The following is a 24,613-nucleotide window of genomic DNA, read 5'->3' as shown; positions in this document are numbered from 1 at the left end:
TGGAGGTTTCATGCGCACGCTACTGCTGCTGGCCCTGATCACCGTCTCCGAGGCGACGATCGGCATATTCGTCAAGCTCACCGGCGGACTGATTCCCATCCACACCTTGAACTTCTACGCGTTGCTGACGGCGACATTGTTCCTCATGCTGACGATGCCCGTCCTGAATGGTGAGCCTTTGCGGCTGCCTTGGGGAAACATGACCGACACCGTGATCATCGGCGTGCTCATTGCGACGCAGATCAGCGTCTTCAACCTGGCGATGACGCTTGTTCCTATCGCGAACGCCGTGATTTTCTGGAGCGTTGCACCGTTCTTTACGTTCATCTTGTCGGCCATTTTCCTGAAAGAAAGAGCGACCCTCGGGAACGTCCTGACCTTCGGGATCGCGATCGTCGGCATCGTTCTTGCCAAGCCGCTGTCCGGCGGACACATGCTCGGCAATCTCGTGGCGCTGGCTGATGGAGCCGTCCATGCCGCGATGGTCACCTACATGCGGCACGAGGGAAAATCCGAGACCGGAAACGACATTGCCTGGTCGATGCTGGTGGCCGCGCTGATCCTTGCCCCTTCGGTGCTGATCTTTGGGCCCGGACAGGTCTTTTCACCAACGCCAGGCATGGGGGAGGGCGGGGTCCCGGTCGGCATATGGGCTCTGGCGCTGGGACTCGTCTCAACGGGCTTCGCCTATTTCGGGATCTCTCTGGTCCTCAAGAGGCTGAACGCCAATGTCTATTCGCTGATCGACATTATCGTCTCGCCGGTCGTGGCGACCCTGCTTGGTTTCCTGATCCTGGCGGAAATCCCGGCGGCGAGCACCGTTTATGGTGGTGCGCTCCTGCTGTTCGCCGGGTTCCTGCTCACCTGGCAGACCACGCGGGACACCCCGAATATCGCGGTTCACCCGTGCCAATGCCAGGCAGCGTCCGCGTAGCGTCGGTGGTCACCAGTCCTGATCAAAAAGGCCAGACGTGGTCGCCCGGCCGCCCGAGGCGGAGCGCAGCGCGTTGATCACCGCCTCACCCGACAGGATTTCCGACAGCACGATACCGTCAGGGGCGCCCGGGCCGTAGACGGCGTTGAACGGGATGCCGTAGCGATCGAAACTTTCGAGATAGCGAGAAATGGTCTCGTCCGGTCGCGTCCAGTCGGCCTGCATCGGGACGGTGCCCTCGGCGCGCAGCGCGGTCAGCACGGGATCGCGCTCGATGACCAGTGCCTTGTTGGCCTTGCAGGTGAGGCACCAGTCGGCCGTAACATCGACGAAGACGACCTCTCCGCGCGACACGCGCCGCGCGATTTCCGCCCGGTCGAAGGGCATCCAGCTGAGCGAAGAGACCGCGACTTCGGTCGCTTCCGTTTTGGTCAACTGGGGAACTGCGATCAGGGACAGCCCGGCGCATGCGGCGACGATCGGCCAGCGGGCGGCCGAGGGCAGACGTGGGACGGAGAGAGTGACCGCCAGCGCCAGCGCCAGCCCGCCTACGGCAGCTGCCGCGGCTGTCCCGGCCACACCTGCCATCACCCAGAGAAGCCAGGCCACCGTGGCCATGAGCAGGCCCCCGAGGAGAAACCTCAACGCCACCATCCAGCGCCCGGGCTTCGGCAGGAGCGAAATGGCGCCCGGCACGGCTGCGACCAGGAGGTACGGCACGGCCAGCCCGATCCCGAGGCTGGTGAAGACGATGAAGATATCGATACCTCGCCCGGCCAGTGCGAAGGCGATGGCCGTCCCGAGGAACGGGGCCGAACATGGCGTCGCCATGACAGCGCCGAACATGCCGGTCAGGAAATCCGCGGCATGCCCGTGTCCGCGTCCGGAATTCGCCAGCCGCGTCTGCAGGCCGGAGGGCAGGCTGAACTCGAAACCGCCCAGCATGTTGGCAGAGAAAACCGACAGCAGCAGCACCATCGCCGCAAGGAACAGCGGGTTCTGGAATTGCAGCCCCCAGCCGACCACGACACCGGTCCGCTGCAACAGGAAGAGGATCAGCGCCAGCCCCCACATGAATGTCAGGGCGCCCCCGGCGGCGGCGAGGAAGCTCGCGCGCACCGTGCGCCTATCCTGCTCGCCGTGTTTCATGACCGTCGAGAGCTTTATCGAGAGGACCGGCAGCACGCAGGGCATGACGTTCAGGATCAGTCCCCCGAGGAAAGCGACCAGTGCGATCCAGATCAGGGTTTCGATGCCGGGGGCGGCGGTCGCGATGCTGAAAGGTGGGGCAGGGGCTTCGGCAGCACGGTCCGGCGTGACGGTGAAGGCCCGGTCCGGCCCGTCTGTCACCGTGAGGACCGGATCGTGAAGCGTCGCGTCGTCGGTCGAAAGGACCGGCAGCGTGGCCCACAGTCTGCGCCCGCCGTCGCCAAGCCGGACATCGGGTTTGCCGAGAGCGTTGTCTGCGCCGAGTTCCGGGAAGACGTCCGGGTCCTTGAACGGTGTGGCGCTGCGAAGCGAGATGGTGAGCGCGGTCGTCTGGTTGTCGAGATGGAAAAGCGCCTGATCGACGCCGATGCCGTCCCCCTCAGCTGGAACGCGCGCCAGAAAGCCGGCGATACGGTCGGCGACCGGCTGATCGATTCCGTTACTGGCCGGCAGATCGAGGCTCAGGTTGAAATCCCGCGGCACGCAGACGTCTGAACAGACGAGCAGCGAGACTTGCGCCTCAAGCTTTGCCGGCTCTCCCGGTCGTGCGAGTTCGATCCGGAGCGGGAAGACGACTTCGCCGTGGTAGCCGAAGTTCTCGATACCGAAGGCCGTGAAGCGCTCAGGGGCGGGCCAGAGGAATTCCACCTCCGCGATGTTCTCCGATCCCGCCCAATCCACCGATGGTGAGATGCCGACTTCACCTGGTGACCGCCAGTAGGTCTTCCAACCGTCGCCAAGGTCCAGGTCCAGCCCCCCTGATAGGGTTCGGCCGCTGTCGGGCACTCCGTCCTGGGCAGAGATCAACCGCGCCGTGACGGCGGGGGACTCATATGGCTGCGAGGACGCGGCATGGACGGCTGGGGTAGTGCCGAGCGCCGCGGCCGCAATGACCATGACGAAACGATATGTCGTCAGCATGTTATGGAGCATCTTTCGGGATTCCGTAAGTGGCGGGCAACGATCGGCGATCTCCCAGACAAGCGGACATGCCGTGAAGCTCGTTGCAACGCCACCGGCAGAACAGGACCCGTGGTCGCGTGATCGCTGTCGTCTTCGACAGGGGGGATCATGACCCAAACACGAAGCCCTGGCGGCCGTCATCGCATTCGAGCCTTCGCAAGTCCGTGCCCGTTCTGTCCGTCACGCGACACCCCCGGGGAAGAGCGACACCCTCTTCCCGGGTCGACAGCGCGCCGGTATCGCGAAAGCACTCGGCAAGAGAGGCCGAGCATCCGCCGAGCGCAAGCAGCAATGCGCTAACCTTCAAGACTTGTGGCGTGGACACCCGGGCTCCCCGTCCGACTTTCGTTCCCTGGCCGATCGTCGGCAACCGGTATGGGCTCAGCGATGAGCTTGGGAGCTGTTTCACCGTCCCCATGGCAGGACTTGCCCATCATCCTGTGCATGACAACATGGCCCCCGGCGCACAGGATCAACGGGGCGAAAATCCCGGCATTGGCCCAGAGACCTGAAACGCTACCTCCCGTAACGAAGAATGCGCCGACGGGGATCAGCATGACCGCGCAGCAGGCCATCATGCCGTATCGCATGAGCTTGTTGCCTTGGGGGTTGCCAGGTCGATTTGCGTGTATCATGGTCGCCTCATCCTTCAGAAATTGTCGCTTCATTTGCCGCCCTCCCGGAGTGGAAGGTCAAGGATACAAACCGATACATTTCTCGCAGGCTTGTCAGGTTGTCGCACGCACCTTCTCGGGTATTCATCTTCTTGGAACAGGCAAGGAAGAAGGACACAGGCAGATGAAGGCAGATCGTTCGATCAACTTGAACCGGCGCGGACTGATCGGCGGTGCTCTCGCCCTGATAGCCACGCCGGGTATCGTTCACGCCGCCGCCGATAAGGCGCGGCGCAACATTTCGTCGTTCCGCACGCACGACTGGCGCGATCACTTCGACCGGATCGGAAACGGCATCATCATCGCCGACACCACGTCGAGGATGCTCCAGCACTGGACGGGAGACGGCGAGATGCGCATCTACCCGACCTCCGTCCCGCTGACCGAGGACCTCACCCGCCGCGGCTACACCGAGGTTGTCGAAAAACGCGAGAACCCGGGCTGGGGCCCCACGGCGTCGATGCGGGAGCGCGATCCGACCTTGCCCGCTTACGTCGAAGGCGGCGACCCGCGCAATCCGCTCGGCACGCGCGCGCTTTATCTCTCGTGGCAGTACTACCGGATCCACGGCACGCAGGACACGCGCAAGATCGGGCGCCGCTCCTCGAGCGGTTGTATCGGCCTCTACAACCGGCAGATCGAGGAGGTCTATGAAAGGGCGCCCGTAGGAACCCAGGTCAAGCTCATCTGAGTTTCGGAAAGAGAAAGAAAGACAGGTACATGGACAAGCTGACCGTGATGGTGGCCGTCGTTCTGGCCGGGGGGCTCGGAATTGCGGGCTGGCAGTTCCTGCAGCCCGCGGCCGCGCCGACGGGGCATTCGATGACACCGCCTGACATCAGTGAGGTTGCCGAAGGCGCTCCGATTGCGGAGGTCAGCCTGCCGGAAGAGCTTTCCGGCAACGCCCAACTGGGGAAGAAGATCTTCGAGGCCAAGTGTTCCAGTTGCCACGGTCAGAGCGCAGCCGGACAGAATGGAGTCGCGCCGCCACTGGTTCATAAGATCTACGAGCCGAGCCATCATTCCGACATGGCGTTTGTCGCGGCGGCTCAGAACGGGGTGCGGTCGCATCATTGGGATTTCGGCAACATGCCCCCGGTCGAAGGCGTGACGCCGGGCGACGTCAAGATGGTCGTGGCCTATGTCCGCGAACTGCAGCGGGCAAACGGGATCGAGTGATGATCCTGCGGCGTGCGAACGGATTGCTGAACGCCCTGGTTCTGCTTGCCGTGATGTTCGTGGCGGGCGTGCCCGATACCGCGTCGGCTCACGCGGACGATCACGCGCCGTCCCGCTCGGCGGCCCTGCATGAGGCACATGACTCACCGGTCCACCAGTCGGACGAGGAGGGCTCGGGGCATTGCCATCCCGGGCTCGACTGCTTCACGGCCGCCGTTTTCATCCTGGCGGTGGACATCACGCCGCCTGAATTCGTCACCACGACGGCATACCTCACGCCGTTCCACATGGTTGACGACGTTCGCCCCGACATGGACCTCCCGCCGCCGCGCCGGCATTCCTGAACAACCCATGAACCGGAATTCAGGACGACGGAGTAACGATACGATGAAGAGAACGACCATTCTGGCAGCAATCGCCGTGACTGGAACGGCGGCGGCCGCCCTCGCACACAGCGGCGCGACGGGCATCGTCAAGGAACGCATGGAAGCAATGAAGGCCATGGGCGACGCCGTGAAGACGGTCACACCGATGATGCAGGGCGAGGCCGAGTATGACGCCGATGTCATGCGCGACGCCGCGCGCACCTTCCAGGAGCATTCGGGCGAGGCCCTGACCGAGCTGTTCCCGGAAGGCTCCGACGGGGCACCCTCCGAAGCCAAGGACGTGATCTGGTCGGACTGGGAGCGGTTCGAGGAGCTTGCGAGGTTGCTCGACGTCTACGGCGAGGGCCTCGAAGGCGCTGCCGGCAATGGTATCGCGGGCGGCGGCAACATGGACACCGGATCGATGATGGGGGGAAGTTCCGGCATGGGGTCAGGCCCCATGATGGGAGGCAGCTCCATGATGGGCTCCGGTTCCGGCATGATGGGCGATGCCGCGACCGGTATGATGAGCGCAGAGGATATCGCCCAGATGCCGGCGGATGCGGCGTTCAACATGACGACGCAGGTCTGCTCGGCCTGCCATTCGCGGTTCCGGGCGGAAGACGACTGACCATGCGTCGGATAATCTATTGGTCGGTCGGGGCGGCGGCGCTAAGCGGCGTCGCCCTGGCCGCAGTGATCGCATGGCCGGTCGGCAGCGCACCTGCGCCGATCGAGCTGGAGGGTAACGTCGACAGGGGTGCCTACCTGGCGCGCGCCAGCGGCTGCATCGCCTGTCATTCGAATTTCGAGGCGGGCGGTGCCCCCTTGGCGGGCGGCGCGCCGCTCGAGACGGATTTCGGCACCTTCTACCCGTCGAACCTGACCCCGGACCCGGAGCACGGGATCGGAGACTGGACGGCAGAGAGCTTTGCCAAGGCGGTTCGCCAGGGCATAGGCCCGGACGGCGAGCCTTATTTCCCGGCCTTCCCCTATCCGTTCTACGCGGAGTTCTCGGACCAGGACATCGCCGATCTCTGGGCCGCGTTCCAGACCGTGGCGCCGGTGGCCGAGCCCGCGCCCTATCATGACGTGAGCTTTCCCTTCGACCAGCGGTGGGGGTTGAAACTCTGGCGCGCCGCGTTTTTCTACGAGCCTAAGTCAGAGCCTGTGCCGGATCGCAGCGACGCGTGGAACCGGGGCCGCGAACTCGTGCGTGGTGCCGCGCATTGCGGGGCCTGCCATACGCCGCGGAACCTGGCGGGTGGCCGTGACCTTGGCGCCGTCTTCGCCGGCAATGCCGAGCTTCCGGGCGGCAGCAAGGCGCCGTCCATTCGGGCCGAAGACCTCGAACAGAACGGATGGACGGTCTCGTCGCTGGCCTATGCGCTGCAATCGGGCCTCACGCCCTCGGGCGACGCCTTTGGCGGCAGCATGGCCGAGGTCGTCCGCGAAGGCACGCGGTTCCTGTCTCCACAGGATCGCGAGGCGATGGCGATCTACCTGTTCGACGCGGAGGTAGGCGGGGCCGACGACATCGTGACGGAAGAAGGGGAGTCCGCAGAGCGGAAGACCCGGATCGACTGAGAAAACGGCGGGGCCATCGGCCCCGCTCTGAAAGGAATGAACCGATGACACCCACAAGGCGTGATGCCCTGAAACTGGCCGGACTTGCTGGGCTTGGCGCGGGCCTCCCGCGGGGGCTCTTCGCCGCCGAGGAGATCCCCGAACTCGCGGCTCAGGTCGCTCGGCTTCAATTGCTGCCCGACAGTTACCCGCAGACCGAGGTCTGGGGCTATGGCGGCACCATCCCGGGACGCGAGATCCGGGTGGGGCAGGGCCAGCGCCTGCGCCGGCGCTTTGTCAACGACCTGCCGCAGGCCAGTTCGATCCACTGGCACGGGATCCGCATCGACAATGCGATGGACGGGGTATCAGGCCTGACGCAGGACGCCGTCGCGCCAGGCGGCACCTTCGACTACGATTTCGTGACGCCGGATGCCGGGACCTACTGGTATCACGCGCACAACAGGTCCTGGGAACAGGTGGCACGCGGGCTGCATGGCCCGCTGATCGTCGAGGAGGCCGGGGCGCCGGATGTCGATCGTGAAGAGGTGCTCGTTCTCGACGACTGGTTGCTGAACCCCGAGACAGGCCAGATCGACGACAGTTTCGACCATCCCATGATGATGAGCCACGGCGGACGCACCGGGAATTACGTCACCACCAACGGGCGTTACAACCTGTCGCTGCCCGTGCGACGGCACGAGCGGCTGCGCCTGCGACTGATCAACGCATCGAACGCCCGGATTTTCCCGCTGAAGCTGTCGGGGCTGGAGGGCTGGATCGTGGCCCTGGACGGGATGCCGCTCGCCACGCCAGCCCCGGTGGAGCATGTCCTTGTCCTTGGCCCGGCACAGCGGACGGACCTGATCGTCGACGTTTTGGCAGAAGAAGGGGAAACGGCAGACCTGGTCCATGTCGGCGATGCCGAGAATTTTTCGCAGGTCGTTTTCACTGTGTCGGGCACGGCCAGCCAGACGCGGCGCGCGGCGCCCGTGGCCCTGCCGCCGAACCCGAAGATGGATCTGCCGGACTTGGCCGGGGCGACTCCGCTGCGGCTCGTCATGTCGGGCGGCGCGATGGGGCGCATGGACTCCGCCATCCTGAACGGCGAACGCATGGCTTTCCGCGAATTGGCGGCCGCGGGTCGGTTCTGGGCATTCAACGGCGTGGCAGAGATGACAGATACGCCGCTGGCCGACTTGGGGCTGGGCGAGACCGTGCTGCTGGAGATCGTCAACGACACCGTTTTTCCCCACGCCATGCACCTGCACGGCATGCATTTCCGAGAGGTGTCCGAGGACGGCGCGTTGGGACCGCTTCGGGACACGATCCTTGTTGGCGGCAGGGAGACGCGCGAGATCGCCTTCACCGTCGACAATCCCGGCGACTGGCTGTTCCACTGCCACATGCTCGGTCACGCGGCCTCGGGCATGACGACATGGGTGCGGGTCACATGAGGGGCGTTGTCATCGGGACAGTCTTCGCGGTTCTTGCGGCTGCGGGCTTCTGGTTCGTCCTCGGGCAGGGGACGACCGAGAATGCCTCTGCGGCGCCGGTGGACATCGCCGAAGGCAAGGCGCTCTACGCCGAGAACTGCGCCTCCTGCCACGGAGCCGAGCTTGAGGGCCAGCCCGACTGGCGCTCACCCGGCCCCGATGGGCGTCTGCCGGCGCCGCCGCATGACGAGACGGGTCATACCTGGCATCACCCGGACAGCGTCCTGTTCGACTATACCAAGCTGGGCGGAGAGGCCCTGATGGCGCAACGTGGCATGGAATTCGGCAGTGGCATGCCGGGTTTCGGTGACAGCCTGACGGATCAACAGATCCGAAACATTCTGGGTTACATCCGCTCGACCTGGCCCGAAGACGTGAAACAAGCCCAGGCAGAACGAACGAAAGCGGACAATGGAGCGAACTGAAATGACGCTGAAGAAACCGATCCTTGCGCTGGCGATGGCAGCCCTGCTGCCGATGCCTGCGCTCTCCCAGGAGCTTGACGAGGCGCGGGTCAAGGAACTGGTCCTCGAGGCGATACGCGAGAACCCCGAGATCATCATGGAGGCGGTCGCGCTGCTCGAACAGCGGCAGGCGGATGCCCAGGCCCAGAACCAGTCGGACGTGCTGCGCAACCAGCGTGACCTGATCGAGCATGATCCGAACGCGCCCGTGCTCGGCAACCCGGACGGCGATGTGACCGTGGTGGAGTTCTTCGACTACAACTGCCCCTATTGCCGCCGCGCAAAACCGGAGATCCGGGCCCTGATCGAGGAAGACCCGAACGTCCGGCTCGTCTACCGCGAATGGCCCATCCTCGGCGAAGGATCCGTCTTTGCCGCCAAGGCGGCGCTCGCGGCCCGTGCGCAAGGCAAATACGAAGACTTTCACTGGGCGATGATGGCGATTGATGGCCGCGCGAACGAAGCCTCAGTCATGCGTGTCGCCGAAGACGTCGGGCTGGACCTGGATCAACTGAGACAGGACATGGAGGCCCAGGAAGTTGCCGAGCACATTGAAACCTCGATGCGCCTGACGCAGGCGCTCGGGTTCAATGGGACGCCGTCCTTCGTCATCGGCGACGCGCTCGTGCCCGGCTTCGTCGAGAAAGAGCGTCTCTCCGATCTGGTGAGCGAGGCACGCGATTCTTCGCAGTGACGGTAAGCTCTGCGCCAGCGATGACCGGCGCGGGCCATGGTCAGGCGCTGACCTGCTGTGCGTCGTAGCCCGCGTCCTTGATCGCCGCGCTCACCTGCTCCGGCGCGAGGACGCTGTTGATGCTGACCCGGTGCGTGTCCAGGTCGCAGGCGACATCGGCGCCGGGGTCGGCGGCCTTGACCGATTTCTCGATGGCAGCCGTGCAGTGGCCGCAGCTCATGTCGGGCACATTGAATTGCATTGCGACGTCTCCTTGCGTTTGCTTCGCCGCAGATATGAGGATTCCAGCGGGTGGAAGGTCAAGAGGGCCGGTCACCGCGAAGAAAATTCATCCGCACGCTTGACCTTCCAGTGACTGGAGGCCCCACATGAGGGGCAGCCAAGAGGAATGAAGGAGGCCGTCATGCCCGAACCAACGCCCGTCACTCTCTCCGTCGGGGGTATGTCCTGCGCCTCCTGCGTGGGGCGCGTGGATCGTGGCCTGGCGGCGCTGGAGGGGGTCCATGACGTCTCGGTCAACCTCGCCTCGGAAACCGCCCGCATGACCGTCGACGATCCCGCGCGTGTAGGCGCAGCGGTCGAGGCGCTCGACGACCTGGGCTACCCGGCGCGCCGGGCGACGGTGACGCTGAACATCGAGTCGATGTCCTGCGCATCCTGCGTGGGTCGCGTCGACAAGGCGCTCGAGGCCGTGCCGGGCGTGCTCGAGGTGAACGTGAACCTCGCCTCGGAAACCGCGAAGGTCACCTACGCCGAGGGCGCGGTCACGCCCTCTGACCTGACCGCCGCCAGCGCCGAGATGGGCTACCCCGCCACGGTGGCCGAGGCCTCCGGCGGCGAGGACCGCGGCGCCCGCAAGGAAGAGGAGGCGCGCGGCCTCCTGCGCCAGACGGCGCTCGCCGCCGCGCTCGCCCTGCCGGTCTTCCTGGTCGAGATGGGCGGGCACGTCCTTCCCGCCGTGCACCACTGGATCGACGCGACCATCGGCCAGCAGACCAGCTGGGTGCTGCAGTTCGTGCTGACCACGCTGGTCCTCGCGGGCCCCGGGCGCATGTTCTACCGCAAGGGCATCCCGGCGCTGCTCAAGGGCGCGCCCGACATGAACAGCCTCGTCGCCGTGGGCACCGGGGCGGCCTACCTCTACTCGGTCGTGGCGACCTTCCTTCCGGCGCTGCTCCCCGAGGCGGTGCGCGCCGTCTACTTCGAGGCCGCCGCCGTCATCGTCGTGCTGATCCTGCTCGGCCGCTTTCTCGAGGCGCGCGCCAAGGGCCGCACCGGCGCGGCGATCCGCAAGCTGCTGGGCCTGCAGGTCCGCACCGCCCGCGTCATGCGCGACGGCGAAAGCGTCGAGGTCTCGGTCGACGATCTTTCCGCCGGCGACATGGTCCTCGTGCGGCCGGGCGAGCGTATTGCCGTGGACGGCGAGGTCACCGAGGGCTCCAGCCACGTCGACGAAAGCATGCTCACCGGCGAGCCGGTCCCGGCCGAGAAGGGCCCTGGCGACGCCATCACCGGCGGCACCGTGAACGGCGCGGGCAGCCTGACCTTCCGCGCCACCCGCGTCGGCGCCGACACCACGCTGTCGCAGATCATCCGCATGGTCGAGGAGGCGCAGGGCGCCAAGCTGCCGATCCAGGGGCTGGTCGACCGCATCACCCTGTGGTTCGTGCCCGCCGTCATGTCGGCGGCGCTGCTGACCGTGCTGGTCTGGCTGGTCTTCGGCCCGTCGCCCGCGGTGACGCTGGCGCTGGTGGCCGGGGTCTCGGTTCTCATCATCGCATGCCCCTGCGCCATGGGCCTCGCGACGCCGACCTCGATCATGGTCGGCACCGGCCGCGCCGCCGAGATGGGCGTCCTCTTCCGCAAGGGTGACGCGCTGCAGCAGCTCGCCTCCGTGGGCGTCGTGGCGCTCGACAAGACCGGCACCGTGACCGAGGGACGGCCCGAGATGACCGACCTCGTGCTGGCCGAGGGGGTCGACCGGGCCGACGTGCTGTCGAAGATCGCGGCGGTCGAGTCGCGCTCCGAGCACCCCATCGCCGAGGCCGTCGTCCGCGCCGCCCGGGCAGAGGGCGCCCCGCGCGCCGAGGCCACGGATTTCACCTCCGTCACCGGCCACGGCGTCCGCGCCACGGTGGACGGCGCCGAGGTGCTGGTCGGCGCCGACCGCCTGATGGCCCGCGAGGGCATCGAGACCGGCGCGCTCGCGGCGCGCGATACCGAGCTTGCCAGCCGCGGCCGCACCGCGCTCTTTGCCGCCATAGACGGCCGCATCGCCGCGGTCATCGGCGTGGCCGACCCCGTGAAGCCTGCCAGCCGCGAGGCCATCGCCGCGCTGCACGACAAGGGCCTGACCGTCGCGATGATCACCGGCGACAAGCGCGAGACGGCAGAGGCCATCGCGCGCGAGACCGGCATCGACCATGTCATCGCGGGCGTCCTGCCCGACGGCAAGGTCGCCGCGCTGGACGAGCTGCGCGAGGGGCACCGCCAGGTCGCCTTCGTCGGCGACGGCATCAATGACGCGCCCGCGCTGGCCCATGCCGACGTCGGCATCGCCATCGGCACCGGCACGGACGTCGCCATCGAGTCCGCCGACGTGGTGCTCATGTCCGGCGACCTGCGCGGTGTGGTCAACGCCTTCGAGGTCTCGACCCGCACCATGCGCAACATCCGCGAGAACCTGTTCTGGGCCTTCGGCTACAACACCGCGCTGATCCCGGTCGCGGCCGGCGTGCTCTACCCGGCCTTCGGCCTGCTGCTCTCGCCGATGCTGGCCGCCGGGGCCATGGCGCTTTCGTCGGTCTTCGTGCTGACCAACGCGCTGCGCCTGCGCCGCATCGCGCCCGCCATGGACGAGCGCACCGCCGCCACGCGCCCGGCCGCCCACGCGGCACAGGCGCCCGCAGAGTGAAAGGAGGACTGCCATGAACATCGGAGACGTCGCCCAACGCTCGGGCCTGCCCGCCAAGACGATCCGCTACTACGAGGAGATCGGCCTGATCCGCCCGCAGCGCGGCGAGAACGGCTATCGCCGGTTCCGCGAACAGGACCTGCACAAGCTGGCCTTCCTCGGCCGCGCCCGCGCGCTGGGCTTCACCATCGAGGACTGCCGCACCCTGATCGCCCTCTACGAGGACGAGAGCCGCGAGAGCGGGCAGGTCAAGCGCGTCGCCGAAGAGCACCTGCACCAGATCGACGACAAGATCGCGCAGCTTCAGTCGATGCGCGCGACGCTGGCCGAACTGGTGAGCTGCTGCGCCGGGGACGACCGCCCCGACTGCCCGATCCTGGAGGACCTGGCGCAGGATGTTCCGGAAGAGGCGGTCGGCGCATCAGAGGGAGTCCGATGACGGGAACCGGGGACAGAGCGCACTGGGATGAGGTCTACGAGTCGCGCGACGAAGGGGCCGTCTCCTGGTTCCAGTCGGAGCCGCAGCCAAGCCTTGAGCTGATAGAGCGCCACGGCGGCGGCAAGGCGGCATCGGTTATCGACATCGGCGGCGGGGCTTCGCGCCTTGCGGAAGCGCTCCTGGCCTCGGGTTATCGCGACCTGTCGATCCTGGATATCTCCGAAGCGGCGCTCGCGCGGACGAGAAAGCGCCTCGCCTCCTTGGCGGATCGGGTCGGTTTCATCGTGGCCGATGTCACCACTTGGAAGCCGGCCCGTCACTGGGATGTCTGGCATGATCGGGCGGTGATGCACTTCCTCGTGTCGGAGTCCGGCCAGGCGGCCTATCGCCGGGCGATGCTGGCGGCCACCGTGCCCGGGTCCGTGGCGATCATCGGCACCTTCGCGCCAGACGGCCCCGAGCGGTGCAGCGGCCTGCCGGTGAGGCGCTGGTCTGCGGACGATCTGTTGGACTTCTTCGCACCTGAGTTCTCGCTCCTGGACACGCGAAGGCACAGGCACGAGACGCCGGGAGGGGGAACCCAGAGCTTCGAGTTCGCTGTGCTCCGACGGGTTTGAGCCGTCGGCCCCAGACCCGGCCCGAGGTTGGCCAAGGGGAACCCTCCAGCGCGGGAGTGTTGTTTCACACTCAATTTACGGCAATTTAGGAGGCGACATGTCCTATATTCGGTTCGGTCTGATGATCGCGACTTCGACGATCATCATGTTCATCCTGATGTATCTGAACACCTACGCGTGGGAGCATCTCTTCTTCTCCGAGACGCGCGCCTACATGGCCATCCTGATGGGGGCAACGATGGCCATCGTGATGCTGTCCTTCATGGTGGCCATGTATTCGAGCAAAGCGCTGAACATCGCCATTTTTCTTGGCGCGGCGGTCGTCTTCGCCGGATCTCTCTGGCTGGTTCGCAGCCAGGTCACCGTCAGCGGGCCCAGCTACATGCGCGCGATGATCCCGCACCATTCCATCGCGGTCATGACGTCGGAGCGGGCCGGGATCGAGGACGCGCGCGTGCGCAAGCTCGCCGACGAGATCATCGCCGCGCAGCGCAAGGAGATCGCGCAGATGCGCCATCTGATCGCGGATGTCTCCGGCGGCAACGTGGTCAACGACATCTACGAAGACCCCGCCGCCGAACCGGGCAGCGTCGAGGACGCCCTGAACAACACCCTGATTTCCAAGCTCGACCTTTCGCCGCTCCCCGAGGAGGAGGCGAACCGGGTCGTCGATGCGCCGGGCGCATGCCGCTTCAACCGCAGTCCCGAGGCCGACCCGATCCTTTGGACCGGACCGGACGGTGAAGCCGTGACCAAGTTCAACGGTGTTCTTGTCGGTCTGCAATCGTCCGGTGGCGAGCCCAGCTTCACCTCGGATGGCATGGAGGTCAGCGTTCGACCGCTCGGAGATGAGGCGGACTGGCGGGGTGATGCGGAACTGACCTTCGCCCTCGATGCGGGGCTGACTGCAGGCTACCGGGGTTTCTGGTCGTGCGGCTGACGTCGAGCGCGACGGCACCCAGACTGCCTCGTCTAAAATCTGCGCTGCGGTATCACGCGGAGGCTCCACGTGATCCATTGTACTCGTCGAAGATGTCGTCGATCTCTTTCCCGGCTGCTGCGAGTGATGCCTGCTTTGCCCTGTCACCGGTGTATTTCTTGCGCGCCTGCTGCGACGTGTGATCATTCATGAGCATACCGGCCAGCGTCGCGTCCTCGCTGATCGCGAACACGACGTCATAGACGATGGATCGGCAGATGTGAGCGCCGGTTCCGAACTCCGAGGACCAGACCTGCGACACGTAATTCTCAGCAACGAGCGTGCCATCTGGATGGATGAATAGCGGCCATTCTTCTTCCTCGGCCGCGTCGCGCAGGGCGTCAAGGTATTTCGGGTCATCATCCTGAAGCAGGCGGGCATCGACGAAATGCTGCACATTCGGATGAACCGAACCGGGGTATTCCTCCCGACCGGGACGATGCCGCGTCTTGCGCAACTTGTAGTCCCGGAGGCGGTAACGGCCCTCGGTCCAGACCAGGTCGCGACCGAACCTGAGATCATGCCATTCACGGCGAAGCGGAGTTAGCGGGGGCACCGCGATCGCCATGGCTCTGTTGCGTTTGATGACACGCCTTGCCGGGTTGGTTTGCTTTGCCACGTCTGCGAGGACTGCTGCGGCGCGAGGGTGAACGGTCGTGATATCAATCGCGGCGAGGGCCGCGAACTTCTGCGCTGTCTCCACGCTGGCCCGGTCCCGCAGCTTCTGGAGAAGCTTGTCGATTTGCTTGACTAAGGGCTTCGGGTAGGCCTTCGAGAACCGCAGGAAATCCCTGAGATCGGCGAATGTCGCGATGATCGTCGAGGTGCTCAGTGGCGCGCCCCGGGCGGAAATTCTCGTCGTCTCATAGGTATAGAATTTTCGGAGCGAGGCTATTTCGAAGTCCTGCGCCAGCCCGCTTTCCCGCAGATACCAGCCGTATTGGCAGAGCTTCCGGGTCATGCGGTCGTAGAGATCCGGCACCAGCTTGATTTCGCCATCTTCTCTGCGGTCCCGGATCCGGGCCAGGTGCTGTTGCCATTCCGCCGGAAGGTCTTCTGGATAGAGTGAGATGGTCCGTTCATAGTCGCGACGCGGCTCACGCGAGATTCCGGCGAAGCGCGTGCAAGCGGTCAGGGACTGTTCTGCCGCACGCAGGGACGCAAGCGGCAGGGCTTCGGGACCGTCGGTCTTGATCATTGCCGCGACGGCATTGCCGATGGCGGCGGCGCCGTCATTGAGGCGAGCCCAGACCCGGCAGTCGGACGGCGTGAGTTCCGCGCAGCCATGTTCGATCATGAACTCGACCAGGCTGTCGAGTGCCTGCAACTCCGCGAGCGGCATGCCCAGCAGGATGGGAGAAGCCGCGTTGGGTTGCCAGTGCGGCTTTGCGAGGATGACATGACGGGTCATTTTCCGGCCAGAGCCTCCGCCAGGAGATCCTGCACTTCCTCGAGCTTCTGCCGCTTGTCGATCCACCCGTAATAGGTGTCGAGCACGCCGACCGAGCAGCCGAGATACGCGGCTGCCCGCCCTCGGTTGCTCCAATTCCGCGCGAGCAGCAGCGTTGCGAAGCCATGCCGGAAATTGTGCGGGAACATCGGCAGGCCGATCTCTGCGCTGCTTCGGGTTAGCCATTTGTAGAGCATGGACCCGGACAGGGGGCGCGCGGATCGCTCCGAAACGAACAGATGAGAAGCCCTCGCGCATTTTTTCTTTTTACAATAGTCCTTGTTCGCGAAGTCGAAGAGCGGCCGCGCCGTTTTCAGATACCAATCGAGCACCTCATAGCCGCAATACTTGTCATCCCGGATGTGGATGGGGGGCAGCTCAACATACTCGCCTTTCATGTCCTTGATGGGGATCCTCAGTTCGAAGAATTTGTTCTCGCCCATCGCCTTGCGGAAAAAATTCTGCCCGGTGCCGCTACACTCTGCAGCCAGCGCACTGCCTTTCCGCAGGCCGGCGCCACGGATTGCCAGCGCGGAGAAGGCGGCGCAGGTCGAAAGACGCCGCGCGGCACGCAACTGCGATTTGGTGAGGGCCTTGTCTGTCGCGAGAACGTCCTTCGCTCGTTCCTGGTAGAGCACGTGCTGCCGGAGAAAGGTCCGGACATCGGTTGGATTATGGATGAGGTCCTCGCAGAAGGTCCTGTTTTTGGGGGACATCTTCTCGCCCGACGCATGTCCCTCCTGCAGGTGCGGATTCTTCTTCAAGTTCTTCAGCCACTTCTTGGTCTTGAGGCCGTTTGCCTTGCCGATTTGGGCGACGATGCGGACGTAATCTGCGGCGCTCCGAAGACTGAACCCGGCATCCGTTTCGGACTGGTCGATCCAATGTCGGATGGCGGCGATGCGAACCGGGGTCTCGAACAGCGAGTCGAGACAGTTCAACGACGCCAGGTCCACAACGCCGGTGTCCTGCGCGGCCCGGGCCAGTGAGACCAGGGCCGCGCAATAAGTCTTGGCCGTCTCCTGATTGAAATTCTCGGTGCAACTCTCGGAGACATCATCATAGGTGCGCTGGTCGTAGCGTGCCGCTTCCACCATCTCGGCGATCATCTTGCGCACGGAGGCGGGCACGGGTGTGTGGGCCGTCGGAACGAGGTAGTCCGTGTCGAAGTCCGGTGGCAGATGTGCTGCGATCTGCGGGAAGACGCGGTGGCGGGCAAGCGCTCTGAGAGCTGTTGCCGACGCGTCTCGCTCGTGGGCTGGCATTTGATCCAGGAAGGGCGGAACGATGTCAGGGGTTAGGTCAATCGGGTCGATACCGGCCGCTCTTGCGCGGTCGGAAAAGGTGCGGATCGAGCCAAAGGTTCCGGGATGCACCGGACCGTGGTCTTTCGAGAGATCTTCCAGGAGTGCCAGGAAAGGGGTCCAGCCGTCGATGCGCTCCCGCAATGCCATCTTCGCAGCGACGAGACCAAGGGTGGTCCTGATCCGGCGGCGGACGACCTCGCGCCACTTGCCATAGCTGCCCTTCGACTTCCAGAAGTTCCGACCTGCACCCGGCAACGGTCCGGCACCGATCTGCTTGAGCGACGGAAAATTCGCGTCGAACCAGGCCAGGAGGTCGACCTCGTCGCCATCCAGGATCGAAAGTGGCTTGTCGAAGAACTCGCCCACGCGCGCGATGCGGGTGCGTTCGGTTTCATTGACGGTCTCGTCGAACACCGTCTGCATGGTTTTTGAGGTAGGCACGACCTCGGACATGGCCGCCTGAGAGGCAGTGGAGAAAAAACCCATTCGGCATTCCTTGTCGGGTTGTAGGAACGCGGCCGCCGTTCCGGATGGCCGCGCGATTTCGGGGCTCAGTCGGACTTAGGTGCGGCTGCGGTTTTGCGGAAATTCGCGTAATGGGCCCTGGTGCGCTTGACGCCGGTGTGCCCGAGAAGCTGGGCTGCCGGGATCGGGGAGTGGGGGGGCGCATTCGTCCGGGAGAGAAGGCTCGCCTGGACGTGACGGATCCGCATGACGGACGTGCCGAGCGCGAAGACGTACCGCCGGATGGCGCGGCGGACGGCGTTGCGCCAAGCTTGGTAGGCTTGGGCACTGGTCCAGGGTACCTTGGCACCGTCGAAGCCGCCGCTCGGAAAGTGCGCATCGAACCAGTCGATGTCCGCGGGAATCTTCTCGAGGGGCCTGTCGAGGAGGCTCTCGAGCCGGCGCAGGGCGGACTGTCGGCGCCGATCCGGTTCGTGCTCGAGCACCTCCCGAAGCGTGAAGGGCGCCTGGGCGAGCGGGTTCGTAACGATGCGGCTTTGGTATTTGGTTTTGGGAACCATTGGATTTCCTTTCATCTGGTTCATTGAGGAGATTGGTCGCTTGGCGTGCAGACGAAGCGAAAATGTGCACTCGAGTCGAAATATCCGGGAACTAAGCTACGCCTTATGTTCCCGACAGTTTCGCCTCTTCCGGCGCCCCGTGCAGGCCATCGCCTCGGCGTGCATTTGCGCCGGATCCTGTGCAGGAGAGCTGCGTTTCAGACTGGGCGGCCGCACGTGCCGTGGTGTCTGCGAACAGGCCGCGAGACGTGCCGCCCGTGGAGGAGGGCGCGGCCTTCGGGGTGGCGATATTTGTCTCTTCGGCCCGGAGAGCGTCCTCCGAAGCGGGTTTCTCTTCTGAGGATGCGAGCCTGTGCACCACGTCCGAAACGATGTAGCGGATGCGCCCATGGCTGATGATCCGGGCCGGCAGGTCGCCCTCGTCCGCGAGGATCGCGTCGATCCGGGCTTGCGGGACCTTGAGATGCCGCGCCAGGCGCGTCGCGGGCAGGGCATGCCCGGGGATCGGCGCCAAGTCATGAAAGGTGTTTCTGGGGCTCGCCAGCAGCTGCTCGACCTGAGCCTTCAGCATGCGGTTCCGCTTCGGTCCAAACGCGTAGAGTGGCGGGTAGGGGTTGTCGGGCGCGCGCAGCTGGTTAAGGAGATTCTCCCCGGAGACACCGAACCACTCCGCGACGTCCGCGACACGTACCAGGCCGCTGCCGAGCATGTCGTTTTCGAGGGGGCCCGATGGCGATAGGCCGAGCAGGTGCTCATAAACTCTCGGCATCGGGTACTTGCGACCAAGCGGTTCAATTTCGAACCGGGCAAGAAAACGGCGAACTTCGTTGCGCGACAGCTTCGACCAGACACTCAAATCGATGAGTGTCGCGGCGTGAAGTCTTGCGAAGGGCGGCATGGGCATCTCCTGTTTTGCAGGAGATGGTTCCAGGCACAGAGTGACGGAAAGAATTTCTTCGCCGACGCCGTTGGCGCCAATCTAAACCAGGCCAAAGCGGCTTTCGCGCCAGTCGCGGATCCGCGCGACGTGAAGTTGGGCCGAAGCGGGCGTCATGAAGGACTGCTCGCGTATGATCCGCTCAAGGACTTCCTCTGACACGAGCATACCTGTCGAAGGATCGTCGCCTCGAGCATGATCCCCGAACTCTCGCAAGCAGCGCCAGACGAAATGCGCAGCTTCCAGAACCTGCTTGGTCTCGCCTTCAAGCGCGGCATCGAACCTGCGCGGCAGCGGAAAATGTGCGTTCTTCAATCTGGCTCCGGTCCGGGGCATCGGCCCGAGTTTCTCGGGCGGCAGAAGACCGTCTCCGGCAATTTCCGGCACTGATTGCAGTGCATCGAAGTTGTCTATAGCTCGGACCCACTTCCGGCGCAGGTCGGGACGCAGCGACCGCTCATGAACCCATGCCCATTCTCGGTCGAGCTGCCAAGGCTCGAGCGCCGATTTCCCTGCCACATCCATCATCGTGTCGACGGGGTTCTCGGCGCGCGGGATGCCGGCCTCCACGAGCCTGGCTTGGAGGTTTTGCCATCCGGGCGTCCATACGCGGCTGACCCGGTCGGCCAGACGCAGCAATGGTGCGCGGTAATGGAGCATTTCCCTTGGATGGCTCGCGGCAGCCGCCGCGATCAGGTTACGCCATGGAATGACGTCGATCTGGGCTTCGAAGACCGTTTTGTCGGATGTCAGCTCAACCAGGCGCCGCGCCGCGGTGATCAACTCCTTCACACCAAATGCGCCGTATCCCGCCGCTTCGGCGATCGACCGCAAGGAGTTCTCCAGGGCTGTGTGCATCTCGCCTCTGCGATGGCGAAGCCAGTCGCGCTGGTCGCCGATTGCTGGTCCTGACAAGAGTTCCGGATACTGGGTGCGCAAGACATCAAGAGCCGCGAGCCCAGCGAGACATTTCGCGACATCCCGGAATGCTTGAGCCTTCAAAAGAAAACCCCGTGCGACCTCCACGTCGATCTTGTCGGGCGGTATCGGCGGCTCCGAAGATACGGCATATTTCCTGACCAACAGCAGGCCCTGCATGTCGGGGCCGCTCGCAATCGTGCCCTTGGCGCGGGAGATCATGCCCTGCCAAGAAGAAAGCCGTTGCGTGTGCGCCAGAAACGTGCGGAGGGCGGTCCGGTAGTCGCGCCGAGTGAGGTCCGCACGTTCCTCGACCCTGGTCTCGAAGAACGCCACGGCGTCCTGCAGAAAGGTGGGACTGTCGATGTCGAAGCCTGCGTCCAGAAGGTCTCGCAGCAGCCGGCGTAAGTCCTTCACGCGCCGTCGGCTGGTCGAGCGGTGTTTCGCAAAGGCTGCAACTTCTGCCTCCATCGCGGTCGGTAAAATGACCAGTTTTCTGTTTGTCTTTCGTTTCCGAGGTTCGGCGAGCTTGTCATGGCGCTCGGGTCGACGGACCCGGTCCGCAGTAACATCTTCGGACACAGCCGCGGGGTCGGTGCATCGAAGTAACGAGAGTAGCGTCCGGAGATAGAGAGCCGCGGTGTTCGCGGAGATCTGCTGCCTTACCGCGACATGGTATCTCGTCGCATCCTCGAGGCTCAGCGACCAGCCGGGCTTCGGCCCGTCTTCTGAAAGTAACCCAAAATCCACGGCAAGTTCGAATGCGCGCCGGGCGTGAAGGGCGTGACCGGCGGGAAGTCGTCCGCGAACTGCCGCGAGCGCGGCCGGCAACTCGATGCGGTGTCTGTCGCCATCGCGATAAGCCGGGAAGCAGCCGATTTTCTCGGGGCAAAGGATCCCGGCCGCGACAACGCGCGGATCGCCTCTGAGCTTGTCGATTGTCGAAAAGGAATTCCGGAAGGCATTCCTCTTCCTATCACGAAGATCGCAGTCGGCCGCGATGGCCAGTTCACGCGTCACATCCCGCAAGATCGTTCCAGGGAACATCTCTTCCATCAGTTTCCGGTTCACGCCAGGCAGACGGCGTTCCCGCGCAAGCTGATTCAGCAGCGTGTAGGGGTCTTCATCGGGCCATGCCCCGGCCAGCCGTGCGTGCCGCAGCAGGCTCTCCCGGCAGCGGCCGTACAGGGCGGCGTCGCCGTAGGCCGTTGCAAGATCGTCGTCCGGAATCCGCGGAAATGAGGCCGCGAACGACGCCTCTGAAGCCAGCACCCCGGGGTCGTGAAACGTCTCTGGTCCCATCGCGCTGCAGGCGAGGTCGAGGAACGCCAGAATAGAGGTTCTACCCGGTGATTGCACGGCGCCGCTTTCGATCCGCATCCGCAGATCGGCCAGGCTCAGGGAAGGGTGCGATTGGGTCATGTGGAGCAGATGGGATCATTCTGGAGATCGAAAAATTGCCCTTGGCGACCACCCTGGCCGCCAAGGAAAAACAGGTCATTCGGCCAGAGCGCTCTCGAATGCTCGGATCGCCTCGGAGAGCAGGTCGGCAATCACGTGCAGGACGGCGCCACGCCCTGTGATCCTCCACTCCGCACCGTAGGGATCGGTCGGCCGCTCCACTGCGAATTTCGCTTGCGCTGCCAGCTCCTCGACGGCCATCTGACGATGGACGCAGATGAGCATCGTCCGGCAGCTCGCCAGACGCTCGGCGTCCGACGAAGCCGCGCCGAGAAGCACGTGGTAGTGGGACGTACACGAGGAAAACGACGGAGCGGCTGAATGCGCGCGAAAACGGATCAGGACGAGCCATTGTGCTGCGCGGCGTGAAAATTCCTGTGCCCGCAGGAGGCGATCTGACATGTCCTCCTTGATTGTGGAACTCGCCGCCGCGCTGGCTTGGCCCATCCTGATGTCCTCCGTGAGATTGGTGGCGATGACGGACACGCGAGAAGTCTGGTGACGCATGGTTTTCCCTTTCCTCGAGTTAGAGAGATTGCGGCGATCAGCCGCTGCAAGGGCTCGGCCTGTGCTACTGACCGTCTCGTGGTGGTTCTCTTGTCCGCCGGTGACCATGAGATTGGCCAGAGCCCGGTCAGACGAAGGACTTTTCTGCAACTTTTGAGCATGGGAAGAAAAAAGCAGCCGTCATCACCCGGCCATGACAGTAGAGCTGAAAGGCCCCACAACGCCTGGTCACCGGCTGACGATCCCGTCCAGGATTGCGTGCCGAGGACGGACGTCGACTCCAGCTATTTCGCGCGGGAAAATGTCGTCAGTTTGCGGGTTTTTTGCGTCAAGGCGCGGGGAAATATCGTCATCTCGCGGGGTTTCTGCGTCATTTTGCGGGGAAATTGCGACAGAGAAGGCTCTAAGTTACTGATTTTTCAAAACGAAACAGCCTCTGAATCAAGAGAATCCTGAATCCCCCTGAAAGAGCCGCAGAGCGGCGGATTTTGGGGAGCTTTGGAGGCACCAGACGCCCGCTTGAAGAAAAACCGATCGGATGCTTTTTCTCTCAGGCGAACGTTCCAATGTATTCTTCGTGTCGGGTGCACCTCGACAGGAACTGAAACAGACGAGGCTCTGCGGCGCGCAGTAGGGTCTATGGCTGGAGCAGGACTTGGCGAGATCGGTCCGGCGCTGGCTCGCAGACGTGCGAGCAAAGGCTCTCGCCTTTGTTGCGCGGGAGTTGAGAAGGTTGCTGTCTCGGGAGGGTCGAGATGTGAAGCCTGCTGCGGCGCGCAGCAGTAGGCTCTGCTGATCGACAGTTTCCGGGGCAGTGACCCCTTTTGAATAGCCCTATGGTTCGTGGACGTCTTCCGGTCGAGGGGCATTTTGACACGGCCCTGAAGAAGGCGGAGTAAGGGCGTCCCCGACTGGCCGGCTCACGCCATTCGGCGTGGTTTCAACCGTCGACGAACTGGCTCCCAGCCCCCAACCCTTGCGGGGGCCCCGCCATTCATCCGGCAGAGTGGAGGCTGAGGGCGGAGCTGTCTCCCGGGCGGGTGCGCTGGGTCTTGGCTGTTGATTTCCACGCAGAACTGACCCGGGAGAGCGCGTAATTTCCATTGAGAATTGACCCATGTGACCCTCCCCGCGGCGCAGCTTGCAGCGAGGGATTCCGGAGTGATCCACATGGGACTTTTGAACGTCATCCGCCGCATGGCCTTGCGGGAAAAGCTACCGATCCGAGAGATCGCACGCCGAACCGGCCTGTCGCGGAACACCATCAAGAAATATCTGAGAGCAGGGACGATCGAGCCGAAGTTCAACGTTCCGGCTCGGTCGAGCAAGCTTGATCCCGGTGCCCTCCAGCCGGTGGTAGGGCGCATCGCGGATACATGCATCGAGGTCGATCTTCGGTCGCTCGTCCCTCTGTGGACGCAACATGATGACACTCGCGATCATCACCAGGCCGCTGACGCCGAGCAGGCCGCACCCGACGATGATCTCCGTCGTGAATATCTCGGTCATGCGGTCCTGCCTTCCATTACAAATGTCACCTGATGCTCGGCCGCCTTCAGCCAGCCTCGAGCGAGACGCGCGCTGTCCGGCCCCGCCCGATGCGGGGCAGGGCGTCGCTCCACCGTCTCGTAGAGCAGGTCCAGAGCGTATCCCTCGAACATCGCGAAAGATGCGCCGTCGAAATCTTCGACCGAAGGGTTCTCTGCACGCCCGGCAGCTCGGAGCAGGCGGTCCAGCCATCGTGTCTCGAACTCAGGGGCGTCAGAGACGAGTCTGCGGCCTCCGAGGACCTTGAAGAAGGTTTCGGCCACTTCTGTTGCCGAGGGCGCCTCCGTGAGCTCGGACAGGGGAATGCCGTGAACCGCTGCGCTCTGCGGCGACCAATCGTCGATTTCCCAATCGTGAGCCGGATGGATAAGGGAGGACCAGGTGCGCACTTCTCCGTGCTCGAGCCACGAGAGTCCGATTTCTATGGGCCAGCTGGCCCCCGACAGGCTTGATGCCTCGAAGTCCAGGATCGCGAATTTCTCTACGGCAGCATCCATGGTCTCACTCTTGGCGCGCCGTTGAAGGACAATAACTGGATCTCTTGGTGTGCGCTTGCTTCACCGCTCGACGAACGCGGGCGATATCTGCCAGGCGGGCATGGGCGGATTGCGCTTGAGACGGGCGATGGAAGGTTGAGCGGACATCGCGCCCTTCGGGCTTGAAGGACCATCCGAGTGCCGTGAGCGCCTTTTCCGCGGCATCGCGGGCTTCATGCCGCCGGGGGCGATCCGTCACCCGTGGCTCAACATGGGCTATCTCGTTGTCCTCACAGCCATGGTGTCGCTGCACTTCCATGCTGTTGACCAAGCCGGGGAATTCCGCGTCGAGCCAGCACACGACAGCGCGGGCATCATCATCAAGCCTCTGTGCGGCCTCGCGGGTCCGCTGCATCGCCAGCAGGTCCTCGGGCGACCTCTGGATCGGCGATATCGTGGCTGCTTCGCTGTTGCCCGGCATGATCGGATCT

The 24,613-nt window shown here is 64.4% G+C and carries 24 protein-coding genes and 1 pseudogene; 14 read left to right on the top strand and 11 right to left on the bottom strand.

What is annotated here, in order from left to right; translation table 11 throughout:
* Positions 1 to 10 precede the first annotated feature (10 nt).
* Positions 11 to 934: an EamA family transporter gene (locus Ga0080574_RS04100; RefSeq protein ID WP_076695403.1), complete on the top strand. Its 924-nt coding sequence runs from the start codon at positions 11 to 13 to the stop codon at positions 932 to 934.
* 9 nt (positions 935 to 943) lie between these two features.
* Here Ga0080574_RS04100 and Ga0080574_RS04095 read toward each other — a convergent pair whose 3' ends face one another.
* Both Ga0080574_RS04095 and Ga0080574_RS04090 read right to left on the bottom strand, forming a co-directional pair.
* Positions 944 to 3,064, bottom strand: a complete 2,121-nt coding sequence (locus Ga0080574_RS04095; RefSeq protein ID WP_156876268.1) for a protein-disulfide reductase DsbD family protein — start codon at positions 3,062 to 3,064, stop codon at positions 944 to 946.
* 338 nt (positions 3,065 to 3,402) lie between these two features.
* The gene (locus tag Ga0080574_RS04090) at positions 3,403 to 3,663 is read right to left on the bottom strand and encodes a DUF2933 domain-containing protein (protein WP_224896735.1); all 261 of its coding nucleotides are present in this window, start codon (positions 3,661 to 3,663) and stop codon (positions 3,403 to 3,405) included.
* Between the two features lie 241 nt (positions 3,664 to 3,904).
* On the opposite strand from Ga0080574_RS04090, the gene Ga0080574_RS04085 reads away from it, so the two are divergent.
* Genes Ga0080574_RS04085 through Ga0080574_RS04050 form a run of 8 tightly spaced genes read left to right on the top strand, consistent with a single transcriptional unit; the run spans position 3,905 to position 9,544 of the window.
* The gene (locus Ga0080574_RS04085) at positions 3,905 to 4,471 is read left to right on the top strand and encodes a L,D-transpeptidase (RefSeq protein WP_076695400.1); all 567 of its coding nucleotides are present in this window, start codon (positions 3,905 to 3,907) and stop codon (positions 4,469 to 4,471) included.
* Between the two features lie 29 nt (positions 4,472 to 4,500).
* The gene (locus tag Ga0080574_RS04080) at positions 4,501 to 4,959 is read left to right on the top strand and encodes a c-type cytochrome (RefSeq protein ID WP_076695398.1); all 459 of its coding nucleotides are present in this window, start codon (positions 4,501 to 4,503) and stop codon (positions 4,957 to 4,959) included.
* Positions 4,959 to 5,303 carry a hypothetical protein gene (locus Ga0080574_RS04075; protein ID WP_076695396.1) on the top strand — a complete coding sequence of 115 codons (345 nt, stop codon included), beginning with the start codon at positions 4,959 to 4,961 and terminating at the stop codon, positions 5,301 to 5,303. The genes Ga0080574_RS04080 and Ga0080574_RS04075 overlap by 1 nt, the downstream gene beginning before the upstream one ends.
* Positions 5,304 to 5,346: 43 nt before the next feature.
* Complete coding sequence (locus Ga0080574_RS04070; protein WP_076695394.1) at positions 5,347 to 5,955, top strand: c-type cytochrome; 609 nt, start codon at positions 5,347 to 5,349, stop codon at positions 5,953 to 5,955.
* Between the two features lie 2 nt (positions 5,956 to 5,957).
* Positions 5,958 to 6,911, top strand: coding sequence for a c-type cytochrome (locus Ga0080574_RS04065; protein ID WP_076695392.1), 954 nt, complete (start codon positions 5,958 to 5,960; stop codon positions 6,909 to 6,911).
* Between the two features lie 44 nt (positions 6,912 to 6,955).
* Positions 6,956 to 8,347, top strand: coding sequence for a multicopper oxidase family protein (locus tag Ga0080574_RS04060; RefSeq protein ID WP_076695390.1), 1,392 nt, complete (start codon positions 6,956 to 6,958; stop codon positions 8,345 to 8,347).
* Positions 8,344 to 8,811, top strand: a complete 468-nt coding sequence (locus Ga0080574_RS04055) for a c-type cytochrome (protein WP_076695389.1) — start codon at positions 8,344 to 8,346, stop codon at positions 8,809 to 8,811. Before Ga0080574_RS04060 ends, Ga0080574_RS04055 begins: the two co-directional genes overlap by 4 nt.
* Before the next feature lies 1 nt (position 8,812).
* The gene (locus tag Ga0080574_RS04050; RefSeq protein ID WP_076695387.1) at positions 8,813 to 9,544 is read left to right on the top strand and encodes a DsbA family protein; all 732 of its coding nucleotides are present in this window, start codon (positions 8,813 to 8,815) and stop codon (positions 9,542 to 9,544) included.
* 40 nt (positions 9,545 to 9,584) lie between these two features.
* On the opposite strand, the gene Ga0080574_RS04045 is transcribed toward Ga0080574_RS04050, so the two are convergent.
* On the bottom strand, positions 9,585 to 9,785 hold the full coding sequence (locus Ga0080574_RS04045) for a heavy-metal-associated domain-containing protein (protein ID WP_076695385.1): 201 nt from the start codon (positions 9,783 to 9,785) through the stop codon (positions 9,585 to 9,587).
* A gap of 162 nt (positions 9,786 to 9,947) precedes the next feature.
* Between Ga0080574_RS04045 and Ga0080574_RS04040 the strand changes: the two genes are divergently transcribed.
* The 4 genes from Ga0080574_RS04040 (at position 9,948) to Ga0080574_RS04025 (ending at position 14,454) form a co-directional block, all read left to right on the top strand.
* Positions 9,948 to 12,458, top strand: coding sequence for a heavy metal translocating P-type ATPase (locus Ga0080574_RS04040; protein WP_076705645.1), 2,511 nt, complete (start codon positions 9,948 to 9,950; stop codon positions 12,456 to 12,458).
* 13 nt (positions 12,459 to 12,471) lie between these two features.
* Positions 12,472 to 12,897, top strand: a complete 426-nt coding sequence (gene cueR, locus Ga0080574_RS04035) for a Cu(I)-responsive transcriptional regulator (RefSeq protein ID WP_076695383.1) — start codon at positions 12,472 to 12,474, stop codon at positions 12,895 to 12,897.
* Positions 12,894 to 13,514: a class I SAM-dependent methyltransferase gene (locus Ga0080574_RS04030; RefSeq protein WP_076695381.1), complete on the top strand. Its 621-nt coding sequence runs from the start codon at positions 12,894 to 12,896 to the stop codon at positions 13,512 to 13,514. Before cueR ends, Ga0080574_RS04030 begins: the two co-directional genes overlap by 4 nt.
* Before the next feature lie 97 nt (positions 13,515 to 13,611).
* Positions 13,612 to 14,454 carry a DUF305 domain-containing protein gene (locus tag Ga0080574_RS04025; protein WP_076695379.1) on the top strand — a complete coding sequence of 281 codons (843 nt, stop codon included), beginning with the start codon at positions 13,612 to 13,614 and terminating at the stop codon, positions 14,452 to 14,454.
* Between the two features lie 52 nt (positions 14,455 to 14,506).
* On the opposite strand, the gene Ga0080574_RS04020 is transcribed toward Ga0080574_RS04025, so the two are convergent.
* The 6 genes from Ga0080574_RS04020 to Ga0080574_RS03995 form a co-directional block, all read right to left on the bottom strand.
* On the bottom strand, positions 14,507 to 15,904 hold the full coding sequence (locus Ga0080574_RS04020; RefSeq protein ID WP_076695377.1) for a hypothetical protein: 1,398 nt from the start codon (positions 15,902 to 15,904) through the stop codon (positions 14,507 to 14,509).
* Positions 15,901 to 17,736: a site-specific integrase gene (locus tag Ga0080574_RS04015; RefSeq protein ID WP_076695375.1), complete on the bottom strand. Its 1,836-nt coding sequence runs from the start codon at positions 17,734 to 17,736 to the stop codon at positions 15,901 to 15,903. Before Ga0080574_RS04015 ends, Ga0080574_RS04020 begins: the two co-directional genes overlap by 4 nt.
* Positions 17,737 to 17,801: 65 nt before the next feature.
* Positions 17,802 to 18,275, bottom strand: coding sequence for a hypothetical protein (locus Ga0080574_RS04010; RefSeq protein WP_076695373.1), 474 nt, complete (start codon positions 18,273 to 18,275; stop codon positions 17,802 to 17,804).
* Between the two features lie 103 nt (positions 18,276 to 18,378).
* Positions 18,379 to 19,173, bottom strand: a complete 795-nt coding sequence (locus Ga0080574_RS04005; protein WP_076695371.1) for a hypothetical protein — start codon at positions 19,171 to 19,173, stop codon at positions 18,379 to 18,381.
* An 81-nt stretch (positions 19,174 to 19,254) separates the two neighbouring features.
* Positions 19,255 to 21,552, bottom strand: a complete 2,298-nt coding sequence (locus Ga0080574_RS04000; protein ID WP_076695369.1) for a hypothetical protein — start codon at positions 21,550 to 21,552, stop codon at positions 19,255 to 19,257.
* 75 nt (positions 21,553 to 21,627) lie between these two features.
* The gene (locus tag Ga0080574_RS03995) at positions 21,628 to 22,098 is read right to left on the bottom strand and encodes a hypothetical protein (protein ID WP_076695367.1); all 471 of its coding nucleotides are present in this window, start codon (positions 22,096 to 22,098) and stop codon (positions 21,628 to 21,630) included.
* A gap of 1,170 nt (positions 22,099 to 23,268) precedes the next feature.
* Between Ga0080574_RS03995 and Ga0080574_RS25780 the strand changes: the two are divergent.
* Positions 23,269 to 23,442, top strand: a pseudogene (locus Ga0080574_RS25780) (helix-turn-helix domain-containing protein); the annotation flags it as partial.
* Positions 23,443 to 23,603: 161 nt separating this feature from the next.
* On the opposite strand, the gene Ga0080574_RS03985 reads toward Ga0080574_RS25780, so the two are convergent.
* Both Ga0080574_RS03985 and Ga0080574_RS03980 read right to left on the bottom strand, forming a co-directional pair.
* Positions 23,604 to 24,143 (bottom strand): 3'-5' exonuclease, encoded by a 540-nt coding sequence (locus Ga0080574_RS03985; RefSeq protein WP_076695365.1) that lies wholly within the window; start codon positions 24,141 to 24,143, stop codon positions 23,604 to 23,606.
* A 4-nt stretch (positions 24,144 to 24,147) separates the two neighbouring features.
* Entirely contained in the window at positions 24,148 to 24,603 is a 456-nt protein-coding gene (locus Ga0080574_RS03980) for a hypothetical protein (RefSeq protein WP_076695363.1), read from the bottom strand.
* Positions 24,604 to 24,613 lie beyond the last annotated feature (10 nt).

Origin of the sequence: Salipiger abyssi (assembly GCF_001975705.1) — a bacterium.
Taxonomy (GTDB): domain Bacteria; phylum Pseudomonadota; class Alphaproteobacteria; order Rhodobacterales; family Rhodobacteraceae; genus Salipiger; species Salipiger abyssi.
The sequence above is the reverse complement of the archived record's forward strand: the minus strand, read 5'-3'. Positions and strand labels throughout refer to the sequence as shown.